Consider the following 22062-nt stretch of genomic DNA (forward strand, 5'->3'; position numbering starts at 1 on the left):
TTTGGCGTCAGTCGAATTCGGGCTCGTCCCGGTGCAGATCGCGCACGGCATAGGCTGTATCCTGTGCCTTGCTCAGCGTCCACCCGATGCGCGTCGCATACTCCATCGCGCGCCCGGATAGAACGATCTGTTTTGTCGCGCGTGGCTTTAAACGTCCTTTTTCAAGATAAACGCTTGGTTCAACAGACAACTTTCCAACGCCATCATGGCGAAATACCCAGATCTCGCCACTTTTCAGTGCCATTGACACCGCCGCCCCGCCCAGATCGACCGCCGCGTCCACGTCAGGATGCAGATGAAACCGAATGTCAAAGGCAAGGCCTGACAGGCCAGATGCGTCTATGGCTTTGTCGAACTGCCGCTTTGCTTTGTCTGTCGCCGTCACCAAGATATCTTCGCCGGCCAGTTTGCGCCCGTCAAATCGTAGCTCGAATGTTCTGGCATGTGTAAGGCCAAAAACCTTTGCATACCCATCATGCCCGGCCATGAACCCGATCCCTTCGAACGCGTCGGCGAATTCGACCGGAACGTCCTCCGGCGCATCCATCAGCGCCTGATGCTCGCTGCTTGCAACGGGATTGGCCAGCCGGGCACTGGAATAGCCATCCAGGCATAGCGTGGAATGCGAGGGGGTCGCCCGCCCGGCGCGACGCCACTCCACACCAAAACTCGCACCTGATCCGCAGTTCACGATCAATGGACGACGTCCGGATGTCAGTTCGAATGCCAGTGTCGAGGCGTGGGCATTCAGCGACGCTGCGCCGGAAGGTGGTGTGCTGGCATCGACGATGACTGTTGTTCGCGCAGCAGCGAGGCGGGCGTAGCCCAGCGGCAGTTCGGTCGCGGCCTTGAACTTCACACCGCTTTCGGCCAGAGCCTGTTCCAACCGGCCTTCAACCCCGCGCCCGCCACCGTGGAATCGTGCAAGCGCCCCGTCTGCATGACGCAAACTGCGCAAGGTCGGCGCGATCCGCTTGATGGCATTGGCTTGCGCTGCGGGCGTACCGCGTCCCAACTCATTCAACGCGGACGAAGTCCAGCTGAGCAGCGTGAACACCTCGAGCAGTTCTTCCGGGTTGCGCGTTGGAATGCCGCCGTGCTTGTCTACCTGCCTGTCGCATTCACGCGCCAGCGCACGCAGGGCCGGATCCGCCATCTGCTCAAGCCCTTCCAACGCAAGACCTGCCTGTACCAGACCCGCCAAGGCTTCGAACCGGGGCAGCCCCGGCGTCGCGGCATGCCAGCGTTTCGACAAAAACCAGGTTTGTTGTGCAAGCGCTCCGAAGAATTGATTGCTTTGTTTTTCGTCAACACCGCGCAGCAGAAAGATTGCGTGGTTGATCCAACGCATCACTCGCCGTCCGGTCAGATCAGGCTCCCAGCCGGGCCCGTGACCGCGACCATGCGCCTCGATCCAGCCCCAGACCCAGCGTTGTGCTTTTTCCCTTGCCCGCATGTCTCCAACAGCGGCCAGATCATCCAGCCACGCAAAACCGTGGCGTTCTTCATCAAATCCAGCGCTTGGGGCTGCGACGTCCCACAACCCTGTGTCTTGCGCTTCGACCAGATATCCGGCGAACAGAAGGTTACCGGCAACAAGCTGCCGTCCCCGCGCAAAGGCGCCAACACTGCGCGGTTCCGGCTGTGCCACAAAGCCCGTCACAGCCTTTTGCCGTTGACTCAGGCGTGCATAGAAACGGTTCTGAAACCGCATCCATCGACTGGTCATGGTATCCGACTTTGACATGACGCTTGTTACTCTGCCCCTTGCGCTCTGCTGGCGCTTGAACCAACGATAGACCGCGCCGATCGTCAAGTCATCGAAAAGCGTGCGCTCAGGCGGATTTGTTCAGGCAGGCGATGTAGAAACCATCCATCCCGCCGTGATCGAGCCAATAATCCGGTCGCAACCGAAGACCGCCTTCTTCGGTGATCCAGTCTTTTTCGATACCGGGTATGTTCAGCGCCGTGCGATCCACGCTCATGTCCGAATACTGCGGCAGCGCCTCTTCGATTTGAACTTCGCCTTCGTCAGGCAGCAGGGAGCATGTGCAATAGACCAGCCGCCCGCCGGGTTTGAGCAACGTCCAGGCATGTGCCAACATCCGGGATTGCAGATCGATCAAATCGCCGAATTCCGATCCATCCTTGGCGAACGGCAAATCGGGATGACGCCGGATCGTGCCCGTGGCAGAACAGGGCGCATCCAGCAAGATCGCATCATATTGTCCAGCATGATCCAGCGCATCGCCTGCAACCACCTGAGCGCTCAACCCGGTCCGAGAAAGGTTTTCCCGCACGCGCTCAATCCGCGCCTCTGAGATATCCAGCGCCGTGACCTCGGCGCCAGCAGCCGCCAGCTGCAGTGTCTTGCCTCCCGGCGCGGCACATAAGTCCAGCACCCTTTCGCCAACCTTCGGGGCCAGGATCTGAACCGGCAAAGCCGCCGCCGCATCCTGAACCCACCAATCTCCGGCAGTGTATCCCGGCAGGGCCGAGACTTGCCCTGCATTGATTAATCGCACCGATCCGGTTGGCAGCGTCTCACCAGCCGGAGCACCACGGCCCGGTTTCAAGGTTAGATCCAGTGGCGCACCCGCGAAGTGCGCTTGCTCCATGCCTCCAACAGCCTCGGGTCCCCAAGCTGCAACCAGTGGGTCGCGCAGCCACTCTGGTAGGCGCGGCACCCGCATTTTTGGCCAGGCTTCCGGCCCTTCAGCGGCAACTTTACGCAATACCGCGTTCACCAGCCCTTTCAACCGCCCGTGCTTGCGCGACCGTCCGATGATCTCGACCATCGAATTCACCACGCCATGCGCTGCCTCACCGTTGCAAAGCTCAACCGCACCAAGTCGCAAGGCGTTGTGCACGGTCAAAGCGGGAGCACGGTTCAGGTGATTTTCCAGCAGACGGTCGGCACGCTCTATACCCCGCAGGGTCTCGAGCGCCAGCCGCTGCGCCCGGGCGCGGTCTTCCGGGGGCAAACGATCGAGCGTACCCGCTGCCAGACATTCAGACAGCAACCGACCCTCACCCAGAATCTGATCCAGCAGGTAGATTGCGCTGCGCCGCGCTGCTGTTGCGCTGTTAGACATGGTACCGCCTTCATGTGACCTGGATCCGCATTGCCTTTGGCGGACGGGGGCGTATATCAAGGCGGTGGACGGAAAGGAACCCGATGTCATGAGTGACGACCCCAAAGACTTGCCCGCCGCCGCTCAGCGCGCCCTGGCCGAGGCTGAAGAGCGTCGCCGCAAAGCCAAAGCCCAGGCCAAGGAACTGCCCAAGGAACTGGGCGGACGTGATGGCCCGGACCCTGCCCGCTATGGCGACTGGGAGAAAAAAGGGCTGGCGATCGACTTCTGATCGGTCAACCGCGCAAGGCTTGCAGAAAATCATCAATCAGTGCGCGCTGCTTTTTGGATTTTGCCCGTTCCTCGGGCCAGGTCAGCCAATAGCCATCCTTGGTTTCTAAGTCCGGCAAGTCCAGCCTATGCAAGCGCCCAGCCTGTAAGTCATCCGAGGCCAATGGGACGGACCCCAGAGCCACACCCATCCCCAGCCGCGCCGCCGTCAATGCATGTTCCATCGAATCGAAACTGATGCTTGATTGCGGCAGCTCCGGCTGATCCGCCTTAACGGACCAGTCCTGCCACCCCGGCCTTTCCCCCCGTACGTCAATCAGCGGGGCACCCCAGCACACCCCCGCGGCGGCCATCGGCACCAACACTTCATCCGCGATCAATACTGCATCCCGGCCTGGCCAAGCACCGCGCCCGTAGCGGATTTGAAGCCACGTGCGTTCTTCGTCCAGCGACGACCGTCGCGCCACCGAGTCGGTCATAACCCGCACGTTGGGGCGCGTTTCTTGAAATCGCGCGAGACAGGGCAATACCAGCGCGTGAATGTGTGACGACAGCGCCGCCACCCGTAACGCGCGGGGCGATTTTCCGAACAACTCTTCAGTATTGCGCTCCAAGGCCTGCAGGCTGTCTTGCACCAACGGCAGATAGCTTTCGCCTTCAACGGTCAGCGACACGCCGCGTGCCTCGCGCACGAATAGGGACCGACCCAACCATGCCTCAAGATTGCCGATCCGCTGGCTGACTGCCGCTTGCGTCAGGCCGAACTCTCGCGCCGCTGCGGAGAATCCGCCTAGCCGACCGGCCGCCTCGAACACGCGCAGCCAGTCCAGCGGAGGCAGTCCGATCTTTTTCCCAGCCATTAGATTTTCCATACCTCAGCAGAAAGAAGGATTAATTGTCGTAATGTCACAAGGGGCGTATGTGCTCAAGCAAAGCCCGCGCTGAACAGGAGATCCCCAATGCTGCGCTCCGCTACTTTTGACGCCTCGGTCGTGACTGTTGAGTTCGACACCGATACCCAGGCTCGTTTCCACGCCATCTGGCTGCGCGACAACGCGCTTGACCCTGAAACCCGCGCACCCGGAAATGGCCAACGCCTGATCACAATCGGCGATATCCCAACCGACATTTCCGTCAGCGCCGCCACGATCAGCAATGGCGATCTGATCGTCACGTTTCAACCCGAAGGCAAAACGGTCACCTTCCCTGCCGATTGGCTGGCCGCGCATAATTATGACTGGGACAGGGTGCAAAAAAACGGCTGGCTCACGCCCGGTCTGACCACCTGGCAACGTGGTTTTGACGCGCCCAGCGGCGACTGGTCCGACGTACACACCAACCCGACCGCCAAACGCGACTGGCTGGCCGCTGTTGCAGAGTTTGGATTTGCCAAGCTGACCGGCGGCCCCACCGATCCGGAGTCTCTGCTGCAGATGACCGATCTGTTCGGTTATGTGCGCGAAACCAACTATGGGCCCTATTTCGAAGTCCGGACCGAGGTGAACCCAACCAACCTAGCCTATACCGGCCTTGGGTTGCAGGCCCACACCGACAACCCCTATCGCGATCCGGTGCCAACTCTGCAGATCCTATACTGCCTTGAAAACTCGGCAGAAGGTGGCGATTCTATTGTCGTCGATGGCTTTCGCGCCGCCCAGCGCTTGCATGAGCTGAATCCCCAAGGGTTTGACCTGCTCGCAGGTTATCCCGCTCGTTTCGAATACAAGGGTTCGGACGGTGTCTGCCTGCGCTCGCGGCGCCCTATGATCGAACTTTCGCCTGACGGTGAGCTGATCGGCATCCGGTTCAACAACCGTTCATCCGCGCCGTTTGTAGATGTGCCCTTCGATCAGATGCAGGCTTATTATGCCGCCTATCGCCAGTTGGGAGAGATTATCGACGACCCAAACATGGGCGTGTCGTTCAAGCTTGAACCGGGCGAAAGCTTCATCGTTGACAACACCCGTGTCTTGCACGCGCGATTGGGCTATTCCGGCTCGGGAACGCGTTGGTTGCAGGGATGCTATGCCGATAAGGACGGGCTGCTGTCCACTCTGGCGGCAATGGAAACGACGCAGCGGGAGGCGGCGGAATGAAACCCGATTTTTCGACCCTGACCCGCGCCAACATCGTGGCGTTCATCGCTGATATCTTCGACCGTCGCGGCGGCGAGGAATATCTGGGCGAACCGGTGACCATGGCCGAACACATGCTGCAAGGTGCAACTATTGCCGAGCAGAATGGGATGGCCGCAGAGATCATTGTCGGTGCCCTGCTGCACGACATCGGGCATTTCACGTCCGAGTTCGGCACCTATCACCCGGACGATACCGAAGACCGCCATCACGAAGACGCAGGCGCAGATGTGCTAGAGCAGTTCTTTCCAACCGTCATCACCGATTGCTGCCGCTATCATGTCGCGGCCAAACGCTACCTGTGCGCCACCAAGCCTGAGTATTTCAGCCGTTTGTCCGAGGCATCGGTCCACACATTAGAGTTACAGGGCGGACCGATGAGTGCCGAGGAGGTGACCGAGTTCGAGGCAAATCCGAACCTGAAAGAGATCATTCAGGTGCGGTACCTGGACGAAGCTGGAAAACGCGCCGACATGGAGACCCCCGATTTTCCCCATTTTGCCCCTATAGTGCAGCGGATGGTCGATCGGCATTTGGGTGCCGCCTAAACGGGCCCGGTCAGAACCTGATCTGAAAACCGCGTCATAGGCCTGCCAACGGGTTTTCAGAATTTCTTAACATCTGCTCCAATCTTCTGCGATAGTCTGAGATGGAACCGTAGATGCACTAAAAGAAGGGCCGCGACATGGAATTGAACAGACGCAGAGCTGTGCAATTGGGCACCGCAGCCACGCTTGGTGCAGTCCTTCCAGGCGTTACTAATGCAAATATCGATCCGAACCAGGACTTTGAGGCGGCGTTTGAGAGAACACTCGCCAGGCTCAAAGACGTGTTTTTAGATCTCGGTTTTGCTGAAACCCAGCCTTTGTCCATTGTCACCGGGGATGATGCTTACAATGGCGGGCTGAGACATGATTTTGACCAATCTGCCCTGCCAAACGAGGCCTTTGTTATTCAGCCCTTAGCCCGTGTTGGGGATGTCGCGGAAAAGGTCCGTGCTGACATTCTGCCCCTGTTTCACGAAGTCGGCTGTCATCCAGCCCGCGGCACGGATGGTCAGGTCGCCACACGCCTGATGGTGCGCATATTGACTGGCAACCTTGGTCTGGACCCCGCGCGCATTGCCTTTGTCAGTGTCCCGCAATCCACCGATATGCGACCTGTTCTGGACGAAATGGGCCTGCCCTTCCCAGAAAAAGTTCTGCTGCGGGACGATGTCGAAGCATTGGCCGCGCGCGATGCTTCGGGATACTTCTTTCCGGACCCCTTTGGCGAGGACTACCTCGTGACCATGGGTGTCTACTATCGCGTCGGCGAGACAGATGAGCCCGCGCCTGCCACCTATCCGCCATTACCCAACTGGACCGAGATCGGAGAGATAATCATTGGGGGCGAGGTCGCACCCCTTGGCATCTCCATCGGGGCTGAGCGCCTGACTTACGCCATGACAGGTCAGTTCCCGACATGGGAAGAACGGTTGGGCACGCTGTTGATACAAGTCGAGCAGACCGGCGTGGCGCCGTCCGGCCTGACTGCGTTTCGCTAGCTAAAACCACACCTTTGCGAGGCAGAAGGTAAATAGAACTGCTGGCTCTGTTTCTGTTTATGTTTGGCTTCGTGGTTGTCATGATTGCCTCGTCATGGATCGCGATGCTTCTGCTTACTTCGACTATTTCGATCTTCAATTTCAAAGATGAATTTATCGAGTTTTGGACAAAAGCACACGGCGCCCCTCCCTCACACAGAAGGTTTCTGCTGAATGCATATGGGGCGGCGAACAACTTTTTCATGGTTGAGAAATGCAATGACCAGCATATGCCAAATGCAATACGTCTCGTTCCCAACGCAAACAGTTTTCGCTTTCTCTTGTTGCAGTTTGCCTCACTCGTAATTGCGGGGCTGTTTTGGGTCTCGATGTTTATTGCCTACGCTTTTGTCGCAGCCTAGATCTAAAGGCGGAGCCTACAATCCTAACACATCCACCATGTCATACTGACCCGGAGCCTTGCCTTGCCCCCACAGCGCCGCCTTCAGCGCGCCGCGGGCAAAGATGGCGCGGTCGGTGGCCAGATGGCGCAGCACGATCCGTTCGCCCGGTGCGGCAAACAGAACATCATGCTCTCCGACAATGTCGCCACCGCGGATGGCATGAAACCCGATATCGCCGCGCTTGCGGGCTCCGGTCATCCCATCGCGACCCCGGTCCGACACATCGGCCAGATTAACGCCCCGCCCCTCGGCAGCCGCTTCGCCCAGCATCAGTGCCGTGCCTGACGGTGCATCAACCTTGTGGTGGTGATGACCTTCGATCACTTCGATATCAAAATCTTCATCCAGTGCAGCTGCGACCTTTTTGGTCAGTTGGACCAGCAAGTTGACCCCAAGACTCATATTCCCGGCCCGTACAATCACAGCATGGCGCGAGGCTGGTTCCAGCGCGGCGATCTGTTCGTCCGTCATGCCGGTGGTGCCGATGACATGCACGCAGCGCGCTTGCGCCGCCAGCGCCGCAAACTCGAGTGTCGCCTGAGGGGCGGTGAAATCGATCACCGCCTGTGCCTGTGCGAAAGCCTCAAGCGGATCGTCGGTCACAGTGACGCCCAGTGCCTGGCCGCCCATGGCTTCGCCGACATCCTGACCAATCCAGTCATGACCCTCGCGCTCGACCACTCCGGCCAGTCGCGCCCCGTCGCTGTCAGTCACGGTCTTGATCAGCATCTGCCCCATACGGCCCGAAGCCCCTGTGATGACGATCCCCGGAATATGGGTCATTGCGCTGGTCCTTCTTGTCAAATTCGGCTCAAAGCCTCCTACCCGGTTCGGGGCCGCTTGGCAAAGCCCCGCTTTGCGCTTAGATCGGGGTTTATGGCTAAGAACAAATTCCACGATGGCCCCGGCCCGTCCCAACGACAGCTCCGTGTCGGCGAGCTGATCCGCCGCACCCTGTCCGAAGTGTTGGCACGCGGAGATGTCCACGACCCCGACCTGAACCGCATGTCGATCACCGTTGGTGAAGTGCGCACCTCGCCCGATCTGAAGATCGCAACCGCCTATGTGCTGCCATTGGGTGGCAAAGGGCAGGAGGACGTGATCGAGCTGCTGGCCCGTAACAAACACGAATTGCGGCGCATGGTCGGCAAAAAGGTTGGTTTGAAATTCTCGCCAGATCTGCGGTTCCGGTTGGATGACACGTTCGACCGTCTGGATGACACTCGCCGGATGTTTGATCAGGACGCGGTGCGCCGCGATCTGGACGAGTGATCCGCACGCTTGTAGTTCTGGGCGCTGTTTTCTGGGCGGCGCAAGCCTCGGCGGTCACCTGCGAAAAACTGACTCACGAGGATAAGCGGTACACCATCTGCGAGGTGGATGCCGCGACTGAAGACTTGCGCCTGTTCCTGAAGGACGAAAACGACGAGCTGTTGGGGCATTTCTCATCCGTGAATGAAACGCTGGAGCCAACAGGTAAGCGTTTGGCCTTTGCAATGAATGCGGGCATGTATCACGACGACCGCTCGCCCGTCGGCCACTATGTCGAAGACGGGCAGGAGGTCATGCGCGTGATCTCAAATCCCGGTCCGGGGAATTTCGGCCTGCTGCCCAACGGTGTCTTCTGCATCCGAGAGGGCCGTGCCGATGTGTTCGAGACGCTGGATTTCATCGATCAAGCACCGGAATGCCGCTTCGCCAGCCAATCCGGCCCGATGCTGGTGATCGATCGAGAGCTTCACCCACGGTTCCTGCTCGATTCGACCTCTCGTTACATCCGCAATGGCGTTGGGACCAGCAAAGACGGAACGCGCGCGGTTTTTGCCATTTCAGAAGACTACGTGACCTTCCACGAGTTTGGCAGCCTGTTTCGAGACGTGCTGGAAACACCAAATGCGCTGTTTTTTGACGGCAATATCTCACGCGTTTACGACCGCGCCGCGAACCGTTCCGATGTTGGGTTTTCGCTGGGTCCGATTGTTGGCGTTGTCGAAGACGCGCCCTGAAATTGACAGGGCCCATGTGATCCGATAGGTCGCGCGCCTCAGCAAGATTCAAGGTGCAAGATGGGACGCAAACGCAAGGGTCGCGACATTTCCGGTTGGCTGGTGGTGGACAAGCCTGCGGGCATGACATCGACCGCCGTGGTCAATAAAGTGCGTTGGGCGATGGACGCCAAGAAGGCTGGACACGCCGGTACGCTGGATCCTGAAGCAACTGGCGTTCTGGCCGTGGCATTGGGCGAGGCCACAAAAACCGTTCCCTACATCACCGATGCCCTGAAAGCCTACACATTCACTGTCCGTCTGGGTCAGGCGACCAATACTGACGATGCCGAGGGCGAGGTGATTGCCGAAAGCGCAGCACGACCTTCCGATGATGACATCAAGCAAGCCCTGTCGCCTTTCATAGGTGAAATCATGCAGGTTCCCCCAAAATTCTCCGCCGTAAAGATCGACGGCCAGCGCGCTTATAAACTGGCCCGTGACGGAGAAGACGTAGAACTGACCGCCCGCCCCTTGTGGGTGGAAGAACTGGTGCTGGTCGACCGCCTTGATGACGATCACGTCGTTCTGGAAATGACCTGCGGCAAAGGCGGTTACGTCCGGTCCATCGCCCGTGATCTGGGCGCTGCGCTGGGATGCCACGGCCACGTCCGCGAGCTCCGCCGTATCTGGTCCGGCCCGTTCGAAGCCAAAGATGGTCTGAACATCGAGCAGATCGACGAGATGGCCAAAACCACCGCGCTGGACGAGTATCTTCATCCGCTGGAAACAGGCCTGACCGACCTACCCGAATTGAAGTGCACGCCCGAGGGCGCCACCCGTCTGCGCAATGGCAACCCAGGCATGGTTCTGGCCTCGGACGTGGAATATGGCGACGAAGCCTGGGCCTCGCTGGACGGTCAGGCCGTGGCGGTGGGTATCTACAAATCAGGCGAATTGCATCCCAGCCGGGTGTTCGTCAGCTGACAGCCGTGCTAGGCGAATTTCATGATTACCCGCACCCATACCAAGGGCGATGCGCCCTCAACCGCCATCTATTCCGATTGCGAGAAATACCGCTATAGCCTGACCCGAGTTTGGGACCCGCAAGGTCGCAAAGCGCTGTTCGTGATGCTGAACCCCTCCACGGCAACCGAGGTGCAGAATGACCCGACAGTGGAACGCTGCGAACGGCGGGCGCGGGCGCTTGGCTTCGGGGCGTTTCAGGTCACCAATATCTTTGCTTGGCGCGATACCGATCCGCGCAAAATGCGCGCCGCAGTCGATCCGGTTGGACCGGAAAATGATACGGCTATTCTGGACGGTGTGCACTGGGCGGATCAGGTCATTGCAGCCTGGGGTACCCATGGCGCACATCTTGAGCGCGGCCCATCAGTTGAACAGTTGCTTCGCGGCACCAATCAGCCCTTGTTTCATCTGGGCCTGACCAAGGACGGGCACCCTAAACACCCTTTATATATAGCGTACACGCAGCAACCCGAGCCCTGGGGGTAGTGACAAAGGGTTAACCACAACCTCAGCCAGTCTTTGACCAAAGGTCTGAAGACATGGGATATTTCACCCTCGGGGCAGCACGCTTTCGGAGGGTTCAAATGTTTCTGGCCGGATTGCTTGGATTGGCCGCTTTAGGTGGCGCGGCTTACGCGATGAGCGATATGTTTCTCGCCGACGAAGATGGGGCAGAGGACTCACACGAAGATGATTTATCAGGAGACGTTTCCGAAGGGAACCTGCTTGAGGCCGGTGAGAACGTTGAGGAACCCGAAACATCCGAACCAGAAGACCCCTCGATTGGCGCTGTAATCTCAGAATTTGAAGGCGCTCTTGTCATTGCCGGGACGGATGGATTGGATGTCCTGACCGGGCAGGATGGCGACGATCAGATCAATGGATATGGCGGCGATGATGACATTTCCGGCGGCTGTGGTGACGACGTATTGCATGGCGGCGAGGGCGCTGACCTGATGTCAGGCGGGCATGGCGACGATGTCCTGCATGGCGACGCGGGTGATGATCTGTTGGTCGGCAATGACGGTGATGACAGTCTGTATGGTCACCTTGGCGAAGATGAGTTGGACGGCGGCGAAGGCGCAGATGCGCTTTATGGCGGAAAGGGCAACGACAGTTTGACTGGCGGTGCGGGGGATGACGCGCTGCATGGAGGTTTCGGCGATGACACCTTGGCCGGTGGCGCGGGCGCAGATGTAGTTTTTGGCGGTGATGGAAATGACGTTTTGTACGGCGATGATGCGGACGGCGCGCCGAAGGTCGATTTCCTGAATGGTGGCGCGGGCGATGATACGATTCTGGCCCAAGGCGGCGATGTCGCAACCGGTGGCGAGGGCAGTGACAATATCATATTGGACACTGATGAGGATGACGAAGAGGTCACGGTCATGGGGTTCCAACCGGGTCAGGACAAGCTTTTGATCACATGGGACGATCCGATTGACCCGGATATCGAGATTGAAACCGATAACGAGAATGCCAATTTGACACTTGTCCTGGTCAACGGTCAGGAAGTGGCGCATCTGTACGGCGCGGAAGGCATAACAAGCACTGATATTCAGTTGATATCAGAGGCTGAACTGACACAATACGGACAGACCGGCTGAGCCCGCAGAATCCTTTTGCTATTCCTTGAAAAAGCGCCTATACGCGCCCATCCGCATCGGAATCGGTGCGGTTTTCTCCATGGGCCTGTGCTGGACGACATCCCGGCCTGCGCCATTCACGCTAACCTTTAAAGGAGACCCCGATGTCGATTACTGCTGACGAAAAAGCACGCGTTATGAAAGAATTCGGCACCAAGGACGGCGACACCGGTTCGCCAGAAGTCCAGGTTGCCATCCTGACCTCGCGCATCACCACCCTGACCGAGCACTTCAAGACCCACAAGAAAGACAACCACGGTCGTCGCGGTCTTCTGAAGATGGTTGCCCAGCGCCGTAAGCTGCTGGACTACTTGAAGGGCAAAGAAGAAGCGCGCTACCAGGACCTGATCAAAAAGCTGGGCATCCGCCGCTAAACGCATTTTGTACGAATTGTACAAGATCTGAGACCCGCTTTGTAGAATTTGTACGCCCGCCATTTTTGGCGGGCGTATTCTTTTGCTCTTCCAAACGCGCCATCTTCCGCGCGACCCGACCGTTTTCGCGGGGTCGGTGAGCAAACTCAAAACACGCGCGAAAACACATTTCTCATCAAAATCTGCACAACTCGGACCGGGGAAGTGCGCATCTGATCGTCACACCAGACGACATGAGATATTTGAGCGTTGATACCCTTGCCTGGTCCGCGTTAGCCGCAGCATCACTCATTCTGGCGGCACAACCGCTGCAATGGCTTTTCCAAAGCTGGGTCAGCCCGGCCTACGGATCTTACGGCTATGTTTACGTCGTTCTGATCCTTGGTCTTGGCGGCGCCAGTTTACTGAGTGGCAAGCCCGTCGCAGCTGGTGCAAAAGCGCCCGTTTTGCTGCTTTTGTTTCTGGCGGCGCTGGTCCGGTTGCTTGGGCAGGTTCTGGCCATCAACATCCTAAGCGCACTGGCCCTTGCAGTTGATGTGTTTGCGCTGGTTGGCCTTTTGCGGTTAAACCAGAGACCCTTTGCACTGTCACCCTTCTGGATGGCGGCGCTGTTTCTGTTTTCCTTGCCCACCGAGATGGTTTTGCAGCGCACGATGGGATTTCCGCTGCAAATGGTGTCGGCGGACCTATCCTGCAAAATACTTAAACCTCTGTTCTCCGAAGTGATCTGTGATGGTGTTCGGATCACGTTGGAACAGCGCGACATTCTGGTGGACCTTCCATGTTCCGGCGCGTCAGGTTTGTTACTGTCGCTGGCCTTTGTGGTGGCACAGAACGCAGTGATGCGTCCGCGTTGGCATGTAGGCATCCTCAGCCTTTTTGCCGTGCTTGTAAGCGCAACGATCGGCAACAGTTTGCGGATTTCGCTTTTGGCTGTTGGTCTTGCACATGATCTGGATGTCATGTCCGAGCCAATGCATTCGGCCATCGGGTTGCTGACGCTTGGGCTAACAGTTCTGCCTTTTGCCCTGTTCTACCGCCCCTACAGCTCCAATCCTGTCCGCCCCCAACCGCAAAGGCCCAAAACACCGGCTGTGCCGAAATGGATCCGAGCGTCAGCCTGCCTGGCCTGTCTTGCGGGCAGCTTGGGTATCATATCAACAAAAGCTGATCCGGTGGACGTTTCGGCATCGGTCACGCCGCCGATCCTTCCCAGTCAGGTTCAGGGGTTTGTGGCCGACGACGTCCCGCTGACAAGTATCGAGACGTCTTACTTCCAAACCTACGGCGGACAGGCGCGGAAAGTTCAGTTCGGTCCCTTGGGCTTGAACGTGGTCAGCACCCGCGCACCGCTGCGGCATCTGCATGCCCCGGAAATTTGCCTGCGCGGTCTGGGCTACGCGGTTCGTTTCCTCGGCACCCGCTACGAGGGCGTTCCCAGCGCCTACTACCAGGCCACCGGACCTGAGGGGGACCAGTGGTTGGTCGCCGTCAGCTACGTGGCGCAGTCCGGGCAGGTCACACCCAGCGTTGGCGAAGCGATCTGGCGCTGGATGAACGGATCCAACGGAACCTGGAGCAGCATTCAACGGATCACGCCATGGGCTTTGGACGCCAAACTACGCCGCGACCTGGACGCAGCGGCGCTTGCTGCGCTCGACATTCAAAACATCAAAGGAACCGACTTATGATACGTCAGATTGTGTCGCTCTCGTTTCTCATGTTGCCCGGGATTTGGGCATCACACCTTCACGCTCAGACCCCGGATGAGATTGCTGGTCGTGTCATCGGGACGAGCGCTTCCGGGCAAATGGACATGCCCCTGCTGAAATCGGACCTGAGTGTGGACATTCAGGGGGATCTGGCAACTGTTCAGGTTCGTCAGGTTTTTGCCAACCCGTCAGATGCGCCGATGTCGGCGGAATACCTGTTTCCGCTGAACCAAAAAGCCGCGATCTATGCCATGCAGATGCAGGTGGGCGAGGAGATGGTTGAGGCCCAGATCCAACACAAGGCCGAGGCGGAAGAGACGTTCAAGGATGCGGAAAAATCCGGTAAGGCCGCAGCGCTTTTGACCCAGCACCGTCCCAACATGTTCACGCAGAACATCGCCAATCTGATGCCCGGACAGCCCATCACCGTAACCCTGAGCTACGTTCAGGCGATTCCTACGATCGATGGCGCTTATGAGCTTGTTCTGCCGCTGGTCGTCGGGCCCCGCTACGAAGGCAGCACCCCGGGATCCCCATCCGCCGAAGAATTCTATGGGTCCGACGATCTGGTGATTGATGCCAATGTCTTGAATGGTGGTTGGCAGGTCGCCAAAGTGCCGGACGATCCGCCAGTTGTGGGTCTGACCATCCCGGATGAGATCGACATGGACCGCGTGTCGCTAGACGTAACCCTTGAAGCCGCCATTCCGGTATCTAGCCTGACCAGCCCCACCCATGATCTTAAAACCGAGCAGGCAGAGAACTCGATTCAGGCAAGCTTTCTGTCCGGACGTGTCATCGACAACCGCGATGTGATCCTGCGCTATGAACTGGGTGGTGAAGATGTGACTGCGGGCGTCCTGTCCCATCATGATGCGCGTGGTGGCTTTGTATCCTTGATGATTGAACCCCCGGACATCCCCGACCCTGATCAGATCACCGCGCGCGAGCTTGTTTTTGTTCTGGATACATCCGGGTCCATGGGCGGTGCGCCGCTGGATGCCAGCAAACGGTTCATGCAAGCCGCCCTCAAGGGACTTCGGCCCGAGGACTACTTCCGCGTGATCCGGTTTTCCTCGGACGCATCTGAGTTCTCCACCGATGCGGTTCCTGCAACTGAGCGCAATACAAAGGCGGGGCTTCGGTTTGTGCGAAATCTGCGCGCCTCGGGCGGGACCGAGATTGACAATGCCATCCGCACCGCATTCGCAACACGGCGACCGGACAACACCTTGCGTGTGGTTGTTTTCCTGAGCGACGGCTATATCGGCGACGAAGCGACAGTGTTGCGCACGATCCGCAGGCAGATCGGCGACGCCCGCGTCTATGCCTTTGGTGTGGGGACAGCGGTCAACCGCTATCTGCTTGATGCCATGGCCGACGAAGGACGCGGCTATGCGCGCTATGTCGATCCGACAGATCGCGCTGACGATGTGGCCGAAACCCTGGCCCGCGATCTTAAATCGCCGGTTCTGACGGATATCTCGATCGACTGGGGAGAACTGCAAGTCACCGACGTGGTCCCGCAGCGCGTCCCCGACCTATTTGATGGCGGATCGGTACGTGTGTTGGCCCGCTACAACGGCGGCGGACCGGCAAATGTGCAGATCAACGGTCTGGTACAAGGGCGCAAGGCTGCGATGCCCTTGTCGCTGAAGTTACCGGCGGAATCCGACTCTGAAGACGATCAGTCGAAAGGTGCCTCTATCCCGCTAACCTGGGCCCGGTCACGCATTGCGGATCTGGAGCGCGCTATCGCGGTGCAAGCTGGTGACAAGGACACATTGAAGACGCAAATTGCCGATCTGGGGATGCGGTTCAACCTGCAGACGCGGTACACATCCTTTGTCGCCGTCTCGAAAACCATCGTTAACGAAAGCGGCTTGCCAGCCCAGAAAACTGCCGTGCCTTCGCCTCAGGTCGCGGGTGTCAGTGCTGCAGCCTACCCCAAGACCGGGTTCAGCGGGTCCTCGACCCCCGAGCCGCAAACACTGTTTGGCATATTGACCCTTCTGGCCCTTGCGACCCTGCGCCTGACCGGTCTGCGGAGGAAACCGGCATGAGGGGGGTTCCGTACAAACTGCAAACTGACGCGTGGTGGCTTGATGGTGACATCAACTGGCGCGTGCCACGGCAGCAACATCAGCCCGTCGTCTCACTTGACCGGGCCGACGGCAGTGTGATCTGTGATCGACACAACAGCGCAAATTCAACGGCAGACACCCATGGCGAACCACATCCTTATCGTAGATGACGATGCCCGCATTCGCGATGTCGTACGCTTTGCATTGGAGGACTCGGGGTTTCAAACGACAGAAGCCGCAACCGGGTTGGACGCGCTGGAGCGTTTTTCAGATCACCCCGCCGATCTGATTGTGCTGGATATCGGTATGCCGGATATGGACGGGCTGGATACGTGTCGGGAATTACGTCGGACATCGTCGGTGCCCGTCCTGTTCCTAACGGCCCGCGATGAGGAGATTGACCGCATTCTGGGCTTTCAAACCGGTGGGGATGACTATGTCACCAAACCGTTCAGTCCGCGCGAGCTGGTGCTGCGGATCAAAGCCATTCTGGCGCGAGCGGTTTTGCCAACCCCGAAAGACACATCAACGGTCTATCAGGATTTGCGTCTGGACGAGACCGCCCATCGTTGCACCCTTGCAGATGCCGAGGTTCAACTGACCGGTATCGAATTCGCGGTGTTGTCGATCCTGACAAAAGCCCCTGACCGGGTCTTTTCGCGGTCGCAGCTGATTGAGCTGGTTTATGGACAAAACACATATCTCTCTGGTCGCACGGTAGACAGCCACATCCGCAACATCCGTCAAAAAGCACGCATGCTTGGCTATCCGGAACTAATCCAGACCGTTCATGGGGTTGGGGTAAAGCTAGGCAACTGTCAGTGCTGAAGGTCAAGCGAAAATGGCGCCCATCACTGGCTTTGGTGATTTCGATGGTTTGCCTGTGCCTCGTGGCTTTGCCAATTGTCGGCGTGCTTGGGGCCCGGTTGTCCAGCAATCAATTCGCGCGGGAAACCGAGAGAAGTCTGCTGGCGCAGGCCGCTGTATTCGCCGAGGTTTATGCCAAAGCCTTTGCTGAACATCAGCCCTCACCGCAGGTTGGGCACGAGATGTCCCCAGAACACATCGCGTTTCTTGCGCAGGACTATCACCCGATTCCGCCCAAGTTAGATTTGTTCAACGGACAGGTATCACCCCCCCGCCCAGACCCGGTGACCACTTCGGACGAGGTTGATCCGCCTTATGCCAAAATATCCGACGAGCTGTCGCATCTGGCCGCGAAGGCCAAGAAAACCACGCTTTCAGGTTATCTTTTCCTGGATCACTCCGGTCAGATCATTGCCAGCAGCGGATCCATGGCAGGGTCCTTCGCGCATGTCCCCGAGGTTGCGCAAGCTTTGCGCGGCGATACCGGGACGCTGCTGCGATACCGGGACGATCAGACCAAACGACATGTGATGAATTCCCTAAGCCGGGACACCTCGTACCGGGTTTTTGTGGCCCACCCCGTTGTATTGGAGAACCGCGTTATCGGCGCCGTTTACCTGTCGCGAACACCAATGGACCTGCGGAAATTCCTGTTTCAGGAACGATATACGCTGGGGTTGTTGGCGATTTTTATGGTGCTGTCAGCCGCATTGGTTGGCGCGCTTCTGTGGCGCCTTATTTCGCGCCCGATCCATGACCTCAGCAGACAGAGCAGAGATGTTGCAAGCGGGGTGAAACAAGTCCCGAGCCCAGTGCCCCATTACGGCGTTCAGGAACTGGCAGATTTGGGTGACAACGTTGTATCCATGGCGTCAACTTTGTCCGAGCGGTCCGCGGCAATCGAAACCTACACAACCCATGTCACACACGAGCTGAAATCCCCCGTCACCGCCATCATCGGCGCGGCGGAACTGCTGGCCGACAGCAATCCGGATATGGCGGGCGACAGGTACAAAAAGCTGGTGTCCAACATTCAGGAAGAAGGTCAGCGCATGAATGCGCTTCTTGGCAGGATGCGTGAATTGGCCAGGGTAAGTGTTCAGACTGACCGAACACCTACGCTGCTTAGCGACATGGTTGCGGCAGCCTCAGTCGAGTTTTCCGACCTAGAGGTTAATCTGCAGGTTGATCCGGATACATGCCTTCCGCTGTCGAAAGACCAAGGCCAGATCGTTTTGCATCATCTTTTCCAAAATGCGCTGCAACATGGCGCGACCGAAGTGACAATGACCTTTGATGTCATCTCAAACAGCCTGCTGATAGCGGACAATGGCAGTGGGATTTCCCAGAAAAACCGTGCGCGCATTGCGGAACCTTTCTTCACAACCAGACGGGATGCAGGTGGGACCGGAATGGGGCTGGCCATCGTTGCGGCGATACTTGATCAGGCTGGCGCGCGGATCGAAGCATTGCCGGTCGAAACCGGCGCCACGTTTCGGTTGGAGTTCTAAAGTCTTACAAGAAGTGCCGACCCCGACAAAGGCACCAGTTCGGTCCATAGGCAATGGTTGAGCAGACCCACCGCGCCTTACGCGTTGACCAACGCAAGCGCCTGCTGGTGCAATTCTGGCGTTGACGCGGAAATGATCCGACCGTCCGAGGATAAATCCACCGGGTTACCTTCCCAGTCAGTCACCACACCACCGGCGGCGTGAACCAACGCAGAAACCGCCATGAAGTCATAGGGCTGAAGGTCATAGTCGAACACCAAATCGATGTGACCCGCCGCCAACAGTGCATGCGGATAACAATCATATGCGAAGCGGCGGGTCTGCCCGGATTGCATCAACCGATTGAACAGCTGTGGTTCACTCTGAAAAATCTTGTCGCCCTCGTTGACGTAAAGGATCGAGCGGTCCATCCGGGTGGCATTTGAAACGGATATCGGGTCAGAATTTAACCACGCACCTTTCCCTTTCACGCCCATATAGACCTCGTTCAAGGCTGGCATCGCGACGATGCCCATCTGAGGTTCGCTGTTCTGCAACAACGCCAGCAAAAAGCCGAACAGGGGATGGCCGGACAAAAAAGATCGCGTGCCGTCAATCGGATCGACAACCCACAGGTATTCACTGTTCAGCCTCTTTTGCCCGTATTCTTCGCCATAGACCCCGTGATTAGGTAAATGACCTTCCAGGTAGGCAAGCAAAGACGCTTCGACAGCCTTATCTGCCTGTGTCACCGGGCTTTCATCAGACTTGAAGGACACATCCAGAGTATTGCGAAAGTGGTCCATCACAATCTCTGAAGCAATTTGGGTGATCTGTTTGGCATGCGCGCCAAAATCGGCAAGCGGCCCCAGATGCGTAACCTTGTTCGGATCAGAAAGAGGCAAAGCATGCCCGCCGTGCGAAGAAAGTCTTGTCATAGTTTGACCCGCTGCATTTTGGGGTCATATAGGGGCTCCAACTGCACGTTGGCCGCGACACGTTCTGTTGCAACCTCCAGTTCATAAGCTCCGGACAGAACGTCGTTGGATGTCACGCCATCCGCATCGCGCACATAGCCATAGCCAATCGATTTGCCAATTGTGTATCCGTAGCCACCCGAGGTCAGCCACCCAACCCGCTCGCCATTGCGATAGATCGTCTCGCGACCCAGCAGAACGACGTCGGGATCGACGGTAAAGCAGGCCAGCATCTTCTTGACGCCCTCGCTTTTTTGCCGCTCGGACGCTGCACGACCTTTGAAATCTGTGTTGTTGCGCAGCTTGACCGCCCATCCGAGACCAGCCTCAAACGGGGTATGGTCGGGGCCGATATCCGACCCCCATGCGCGGTAGCCTTTCTCCAGGCGCAGGCTTTCAATGGCGCGGTAGCCAGCATTCACCAATCCGTGCGGTTTGCCTGCTTGCATCAACGCATCATAGACGGTGTGGGCGTATTCAACCGGCAAGTGCAATTCCCACCCCAGCTCACCCACATAAGTTACGCGCAGCGCTTTGACCGGGCATCCGGCGATGCCAATGGTGCGGATGGTGCCAAATTTGAACCCGTCATTCGAGACATCGTCGCGTGTTACAGCCGTCAGAACTTCCCGCGCCTTGGGCCCCATCAGGGACAAAACTGCATTGGACGAGGTGATGTCGAACAGCTGGCAATTCAGGCCGTCGGGGATGTTGCGGCTGATCCAGTCAAAATCATGGGTGGCAAAGCCGGTGCCGGTGACAATGTAGAACTCGTCATGCGCCACACGACCGACGGTCAGATCGCATTCGATCCCGCCTTTGTCGTTCAGCATCTGTGTATAGATCAGTGCGCCCACCGGCTTGTCCACGTCATTGGCGCAAATCCAGTTCATAGCCGCTAGCGCATCTGAACCCTTCAAAGAAAACTTGGCGAATGAGGTCTGGTCGAACAGCACCGCAGCCTCGCGTGCAGCCTTGTGTTCACGACCCACGGCGGCGAACCAATTTTGACGGCCAAAGCTGTAATCGTCTTTGGCGACCTCACCCGCAGCTGTATCCGCGAACCAGTTGGGCCGTTCCCAGCCCAGCTTCTCGCCAAAACACGCGCCTCGCTGTTTCAGCGCGTCATACAAAGGAGATTTTCGGCAGGGCCGGCCCGAGTCATGTTCTTCATGCGGCCACGCCATGGTGTAGTGCTTCCCATAGGCCTCGACGGTGCGGGTGCGTACCCAATCCGTGTCGAAATGCGGGCGCCCAAAGCGACGGATATCCGCAGACCAAAGATCGAACGGAGGTTCACCCTTTGCAGCCCATTCCGCCAGCACCATGCCAGCCCCGCCACCTGCCGCGATACCAAAGGCGTTAAACCCCGCGCCCACGAAAAAATTCTTGAGCTCGGGCGCTTCGCCGACGATGAAATTGCCATCCGGAGTAAAGCTTTCGGGTCCGTTGGTCAGGGTTTTGATCCCAGCCGTCTCCAGCGCTGGCACGCGGCCAAGTGATAGCTCCATGATCTGTTCAAAGTGATCGAAATTGCTATCGAGTAAAGTGTAGTGAAAGCCCATTGGAATGCCGTCCTTCGCCCAGGGGATCGGGTTGGGCTCATACCCGCCCATGACCAGCCCGCCGACCTCTTCCTTGTAGTAGGTCAGCCGGTCGGGGTCGCGCAGGGTTGGCAGGTCACCGGGAACGCCAAAGGGTTCAGTCACCATGTATTGGTGCTCCATCGGCACCAGCGGCACGTTGACACCAAATCGCGATGCAAAATCGCGAGTCCATTGACCGGCGCAGACAATGACCTTTTCGCATTCGATGCGCCCATTCTCGGTGACAACGGCACGGATCTTGCCGTTCTCGACCTCCAAATCCGTGACTTTGGTATCCTCGAACATCTTGGCACCCGCCATGCGGGCCCCTTTGGCCAAAGCCTGCGTGATATCAGACGGGTTCGCCTGCCCATCGGTTGGCAGGAAGGCCGCGCCAATGACGTCAGAGATGTCCATCAGCGGCCACAAATCCTGTGCCTCTTTCGGCGTCAGCAACTGCATGTCCAGACCAAAACTATGGGCCGTCGTGGCCTGTCGCTTTACTTCGGTCCAGCGTTCCTGATTGCAGGCCAAACGCAGCCCGCCATTCATCTTCCACCCTGTGCCAAGCCCGGTTTCTTCTTCGAGCTTCTTGTACAGGTCCACCGAGTATCCCAGCAGCTGGGTGATATTGGCATTCGAGCGCAGCTGGCCCACCAGCCCCGCCGCGTGAAATGTCGTGCCCGAGGTCAGCTTTTTACGTTCCAGCAGAACGGTGTCGGTCCAGCCCAGTTTGGCCAGATGGTAAGCAGTCGAGCAACCGATGATACCGCCACCAATAATGACCGCTTTTGCAGAAGAGGGGAGTTCTGTCATATCTGTC

At 58.1% G+C, this 22062-nt stretch carries 21 protein-coding genes; 15 read left to right on the plus strand and 6 right to left on the minus strand.

Annotated elements, in window-relative coordinates:
• Positions 1–7: 7 nt before the first annotated feature.
• Positions 8–1747, minus strand: coding sequence for a heparinase II/III family protein (locus Q1B13_RS07505; protein ID WP_299079017.1), 1740 nt, complete (start codon positions 1745–1747; stop codon positions 8–10).
• A gap of 88 nt (positions 1748–1835) precedes the next feature.
• On the minus strand, positions 1836–3095 hold the full coding sequence (locus Q1B13_RS07510; RefSeq protein ID WP_299079020.1) for a transcription antitermination factor NusB: 1260 nt from the start codon (positions 3093–3095) through the stop codon (positions 1836–1838).
• Positions 3096–3183: 88 nt separating this feature from the next.
• Between Q1B13_RS07510 and Q1B13_RS07515 the strand changes: the two genes are divergently transcribed.
• On the plus strand, positions 3184–3366 hold the full coding sequence (locus tag Q1B13_RS07515) for a DUF1674 domain-containing protein (RefSeq protein WP_298934552.1): 183 nt from the start codon (positions 3184–3186) through the stop codon (positions 3364–3366).
• Positions 3367–3370: 4 nt separating this feature from the next.
• On the opposite strand, the gene Q1B13_RS07520 is transcribed toward Q1B13_RS07515, so the two are convergent.
• Entirely contained in the window at positions 3371–4225 is an 855-nt protein-coding gene (locus tag Q1B13_RS07520; protein WP_299079023.1) for a LysR family transcriptional regulator, read from the minus strand.
• Between the two features lie 99 nt (positions 4226–4324).
• Here Q1B13_RS07520 and Q1B13_RS07525 point away from each other — a divergent pair, with 99 nt between their 5' ends.
• From Q1B13_RS07525 to Q1B13_RS07540, 4 genes are all read left to right on the plus strand, one after another.
• Positions 4325–5461 (plus strand): gamma-butyrobetaine dioxygenase, encoded by a 1137-nt coding sequence (locus Q1B13_RS07525; RefSeq protein WP_299079026.1) that lies wholly within the window; start codon positions 4325–4327, stop codon positions 5459–5461.
• Positions 5458–6048 carry an HD domain-containing protein gene (locus Q1B13_RS07530; protein ID WP_299079029.1) on the plus strand — a complete coding sequence of 197 codons (591 nt, stop codon included), beginning with the start codon at positions 5458–5460 and terminating at the stop codon, positions 6046–6048. Before Q1B13_RS07525 ends, Q1B13_RS07530 begins: the two co-directional genes overlap by 4 nt.
• 137 nt (positions 6049–6185) lie before the next feature.
• Positions 6186–7046, plus strand: a complete 861-nt coding sequence (locus Q1B13_RS07535) for a hypothetical protein (RefSeq protein ID WP_299079032.1) — start codon at positions 6186–6188, stop codon at positions 7044–7046.
• A 59-nt stretch (positions 7047–7105) separates the two neighbouring features.
• Complete coding sequence (locus Q1B13_RS07540; protein WP_299799754.1) at positions 7106–7447, plus strand: hypothetical protein; 342 nt, start codon at positions 7106–7108, stop codon at positions 7445–7447.
• A gap of 15 nt (positions 7448–7462) precedes the next feature.
• Here Q1B13_RS07540 and dapB read toward each other — a convergent pair whose 3' ends face one another.
• Positions 7463–8272 carry a 4-hydroxy-tetrahydrodipicolinate reductase gene (gene dapB / locus Q1B13_RS07545; RefSeq protein ID WP_299079035.1) on the minus strand — a complete coding sequence of 270 codons (810 nt, stop codon included), beginning with the start codon at positions 8270–8272 and terminating at the stop codon, positions 7463–7465.
• A gap of 93 nt (positions 8273–8365) precedes the next feature.
• On the opposite strand from dapB, the gene rbfA reads away from it, so the two are divergent.
• From rbfA to Q1B13_RS07595, 10 genes are all read left to right on the plus strand, one after another.
• Positions 8366–8761 (plus strand): 30S ribosome-binding factor RbfA, encoded by a 396-nt coding sequence (rbfA, locus tag Q1B13_RS07550; protein WP_085822706.1) that lies wholly within the window; start codon positions 8366–8368, stop codon positions 8759–8761.
• Complete coding sequence (locus Q1B13_RS07555; RefSeq protein WP_299079042.1) at positions 8758–9495, plus strand: phosphodiester glycosidase family protein; 738 nt, start codon at positions 8758–8760, stop codon at positions 9493–9495. Before rbfA ends, Q1B13_RS07555 begins: the two co-directional genes overlap by 4 nt.
• Positions 9496–9555: 60 nt before the next feature.
• Positions 9556–10461 (plus strand): tRNA pseudouridine(55) synthase TruB, encoded by a 906-nt coding sequence (truB, locus tag Q1B13_RS07560; RefSeq protein WP_299079045.1) that lies wholly within the window; start codon positions 9556–9558, stop codon positions 10459–10461.
• 21 nt (positions 10462–10482) lie between these two features.
• Positions 10483–10989 carry a DUF1643 domain-containing protein gene (locus Q1B13_RS07565; protein WP_299079048.1) on the plus strand — a complete coding sequence of 169 codons (507 nt, stop codon included), beginning with the start codon at positions 10483–10485 and terminating at the stop codon, positions 10987–10989.
• Between the two features lie 53 nt (positions 10990–11042).
• Positions 11043–12110: a calcium-binding protein gene (locus tag Q1B13_RS07570; protein WP_299799756.1), complete on the plus strand. Its 1068-nt coding sequence runs from the start codon at positions 11043–11045 to the stop codon at positions 12108–12110.
• 143 nt (positions 12111–12253) lie between these two features.
• Entirely contained in the window at positions 12254–12523 is a 270-nt protein-coding gene (gene rpsO / locus Q1B13_RS07575; protein WP_120634641.1) for a 30S ribosomal protein S15, read from the plus strand.
• Positions 12524–12756: 233 nt separating this feature from the next.
• Positions 12757–14214: an exosortase T gene (xrtT, locus tag Q1B13_RS07580; protein WP_299079054.1), complete on the plus strand. Its 1458-nt coding sequence runs from the start codon at positions 12757–12759 to the stop codon at positions 14212–14214.
• Complete coding sequence (locus tag Q1B13_RS07585; RefSeq protein ID WP_299079057.1) at positions 14211–16298, plus strand: VIT and VWA domain-containing protein; 2088 nt, start codon at positions 14211–14213, stop codon at positions 16296–16298. Before xrtT ends, Q1B13_RS07585 begins: the two co-directional genes overlap by 4 nt.
• 162 nt (positions 16299–16460) lie before the next feature.
• Positions 16461–17147 (plus strand): response regulator transcription factor, encoded by a 687-nt coding sequence (locus Q1B13_RS07590; protein ID WP_299079060.1) that lies wholly within the window; start codon positions 16461–16463, stop codon positions 17145–17147.
• The gene (locus tag Q1B13_RS07595) at positions 17141–18697 is read left to right on the plus strand and encodes an ATP-binding protein (protein WP_299079063.1); all 1557 of its coding nucleotides are present in this window, start codon (positions 17141–17143) and stop codon (positions 18695–18697) included. Before Q1B13_RS07590 ends, Q1B13_RS07595 begins: the two co-directional genes overlap by 7 nt.
• A gap of 77 nt (positions 18698–18774) precedes the next feature.
• Here Q1B13_RS07595 and Q1B13_RS07600 read toward each other — a convergent pair whose 3' ends face one another.
• Positions 18775–19614 carry an inositol monophosphatase family protein gene (locus Q1B13_RS07600; protein ID WP_299079065.1) on the minus strand — a complete coding sequence of 280 codons (840 nt, stop codon included), beginning with the start codon at positions 19612–19614 and terminating at the stop codon, positions 18775–18777.
• A complete protein-coding gene (locus tag Q1B13_RS07605) occupies positions 19611–22055 on the minus strand; it encodes an FAD-dependent oxidoreductase (RefSeq protein ID WP_299079070.1) in 2445 nt (814 codons plus the stop codon). The genes Q1B13_RS07600 and Q1B13_RS07605 overlap by 4 nt, the downstream gene beginning before the upstream one ends.
• Positions 22056–22062 lie beyond the last annotated feature (7 nt).

Source organism: uncultured Ruegeria sp., assembly GCF_947489545.1.
Classification (GTDB): Bacteria; Pseudomonadota; Alphaproteobacteria; order Rhodobacterales; family Rhodobacteraceae; genus Ruegeria.

Bases quoted from the DNA above. Each gene is read 5' to 3' on its own strand.
- Q1B13_RS07505 (WP_299079017.1), bottom strand. From the start codon at position 1,747: ATGTCAAAGTCGGATACCATGACCAGTCGATGGATGCGGTTTCAGAAC.
- Q1B13_RS07510 (WP_299079020.1), bottom strand. From the start codon at position 3,095: ATGTCTAACAGCGCAACAGCAGCGCGGCGCAGCGCAATCTACCTGCTG.
- Q1B13_RS07515 (WP_298934552.1), top strand. From the start codon at position 3,184: ATGAGTGACGACCCCAAAGACTTGCCCGCCGCCGCTCAGCGCGCCCTG.
- Q1B13_RS07520 (WP_299079023.1), bottom strand. From the start codon at position 4,225: ATGGCTGGGAAAAAGATCGGACTGCCTCCGCTGGACTGGCTGCGCGTG.
- Q1B13_RS07525 (WP_299079026.1), top strand. From the start codon at position 4,325: ATGCTGCGCTCCGCTACTTTTGACGCCTCGGTCGTGACTGTTGAGTTC.
- Q1B13_RS07530 (WP_299079029.1), top strand. From the start codon at position 5,458: ATGAAACCCGATTTTTCGACCCTGACCCGCGCCAACATCGTGGCGTTC.
- Q1B13_RS07535 (WP_299079032.1), top strand. From the start codon at position 6,186: ATGGAATTGAACAGACGCAGAGCTGTGCAATTGGGCACCGCAGCCACG.
- Q1B13_RS07540 (WP_299799754.1), top strand. From the start codon at position 7,106: ATGTTTGGCTTCGTGGTTGTCATGATTGCCTCGTCATGGATCGCGATG.
- dapB (WP_299079035.1), bottom strand. From the start codon at position 8,272: ATGACCCATATTCCGGGGATCGTCATCACAGGGGCTTCGGGCCGTATG.
- rbfA (WP_085822706.1), top strand. From the start codon at position 8,366: ATGGCTAAGAACAAATTCCACGATGGCCCCGGCCCGTCCCAACGACAG.
- truB (WP_299079045.1), top strand. From the start codon at position 9,556: ATGGGACGCAAACGCAAGGGTCGCGACATTTCCGGTTGGCTGGTGGTG.
- Q1B13_RS07565 (WP_299079048.1), top strand. From the start codon at position 10,483: ATGATTACCCGCACCCATACCAAGGGCGATGCGCCCTCAACCGCCATC.
- Q1B13_RS07570 (WP_299799756.1), top strand. From the start codon at position 11,043: ATGGGATATTTCACCCTCGGGGCAGCACGCTTTCGGAGGGTTCAAATG.
- rpsO (WP_120634641.1), top strand. From the start codon at position 12,254: ATGTCGATTACTGCTGACGAAAAAGCACGCGTTATGAAAGAATTCGGC.
- xrtT (WP_299079054.1), top strand. From the start codon at position 12,757: ATGAGATATTTGAGCGTTGATACCCTTGCCTGGTCCGCGTTAGCCGCA.
- Q1B13_RS07585 (WP_299079057.1), top strand. From the start codon at position 14,211: ATGATACGTCAGATTGTGTCGCTCTCGTTTCTCATGTTGCCCGGGATT.
- Q1B13_RS07590 (WP_299079060.1), top strand. From the start codon at position 16,461: ATGGCGAACCACATCCTTATCGTAGATGACGATGCCCGCATTCGCGAT.
- Q1B13_RS07600 (WP_299079065.1), bottom strand. From the start codon at position 19,614: ATGACAAGACTTTCTTCGCACGGCGGGCATGCTTTGCCTCTTTCTGAT.
- Q1B13_RS07605 (WP_299079070.1), bottom strand. From the start codon at position 22,055: ATGACAGAACTCCCCTCTTCTGCAAAAGCGGTCATTATTGGTGGCGGT.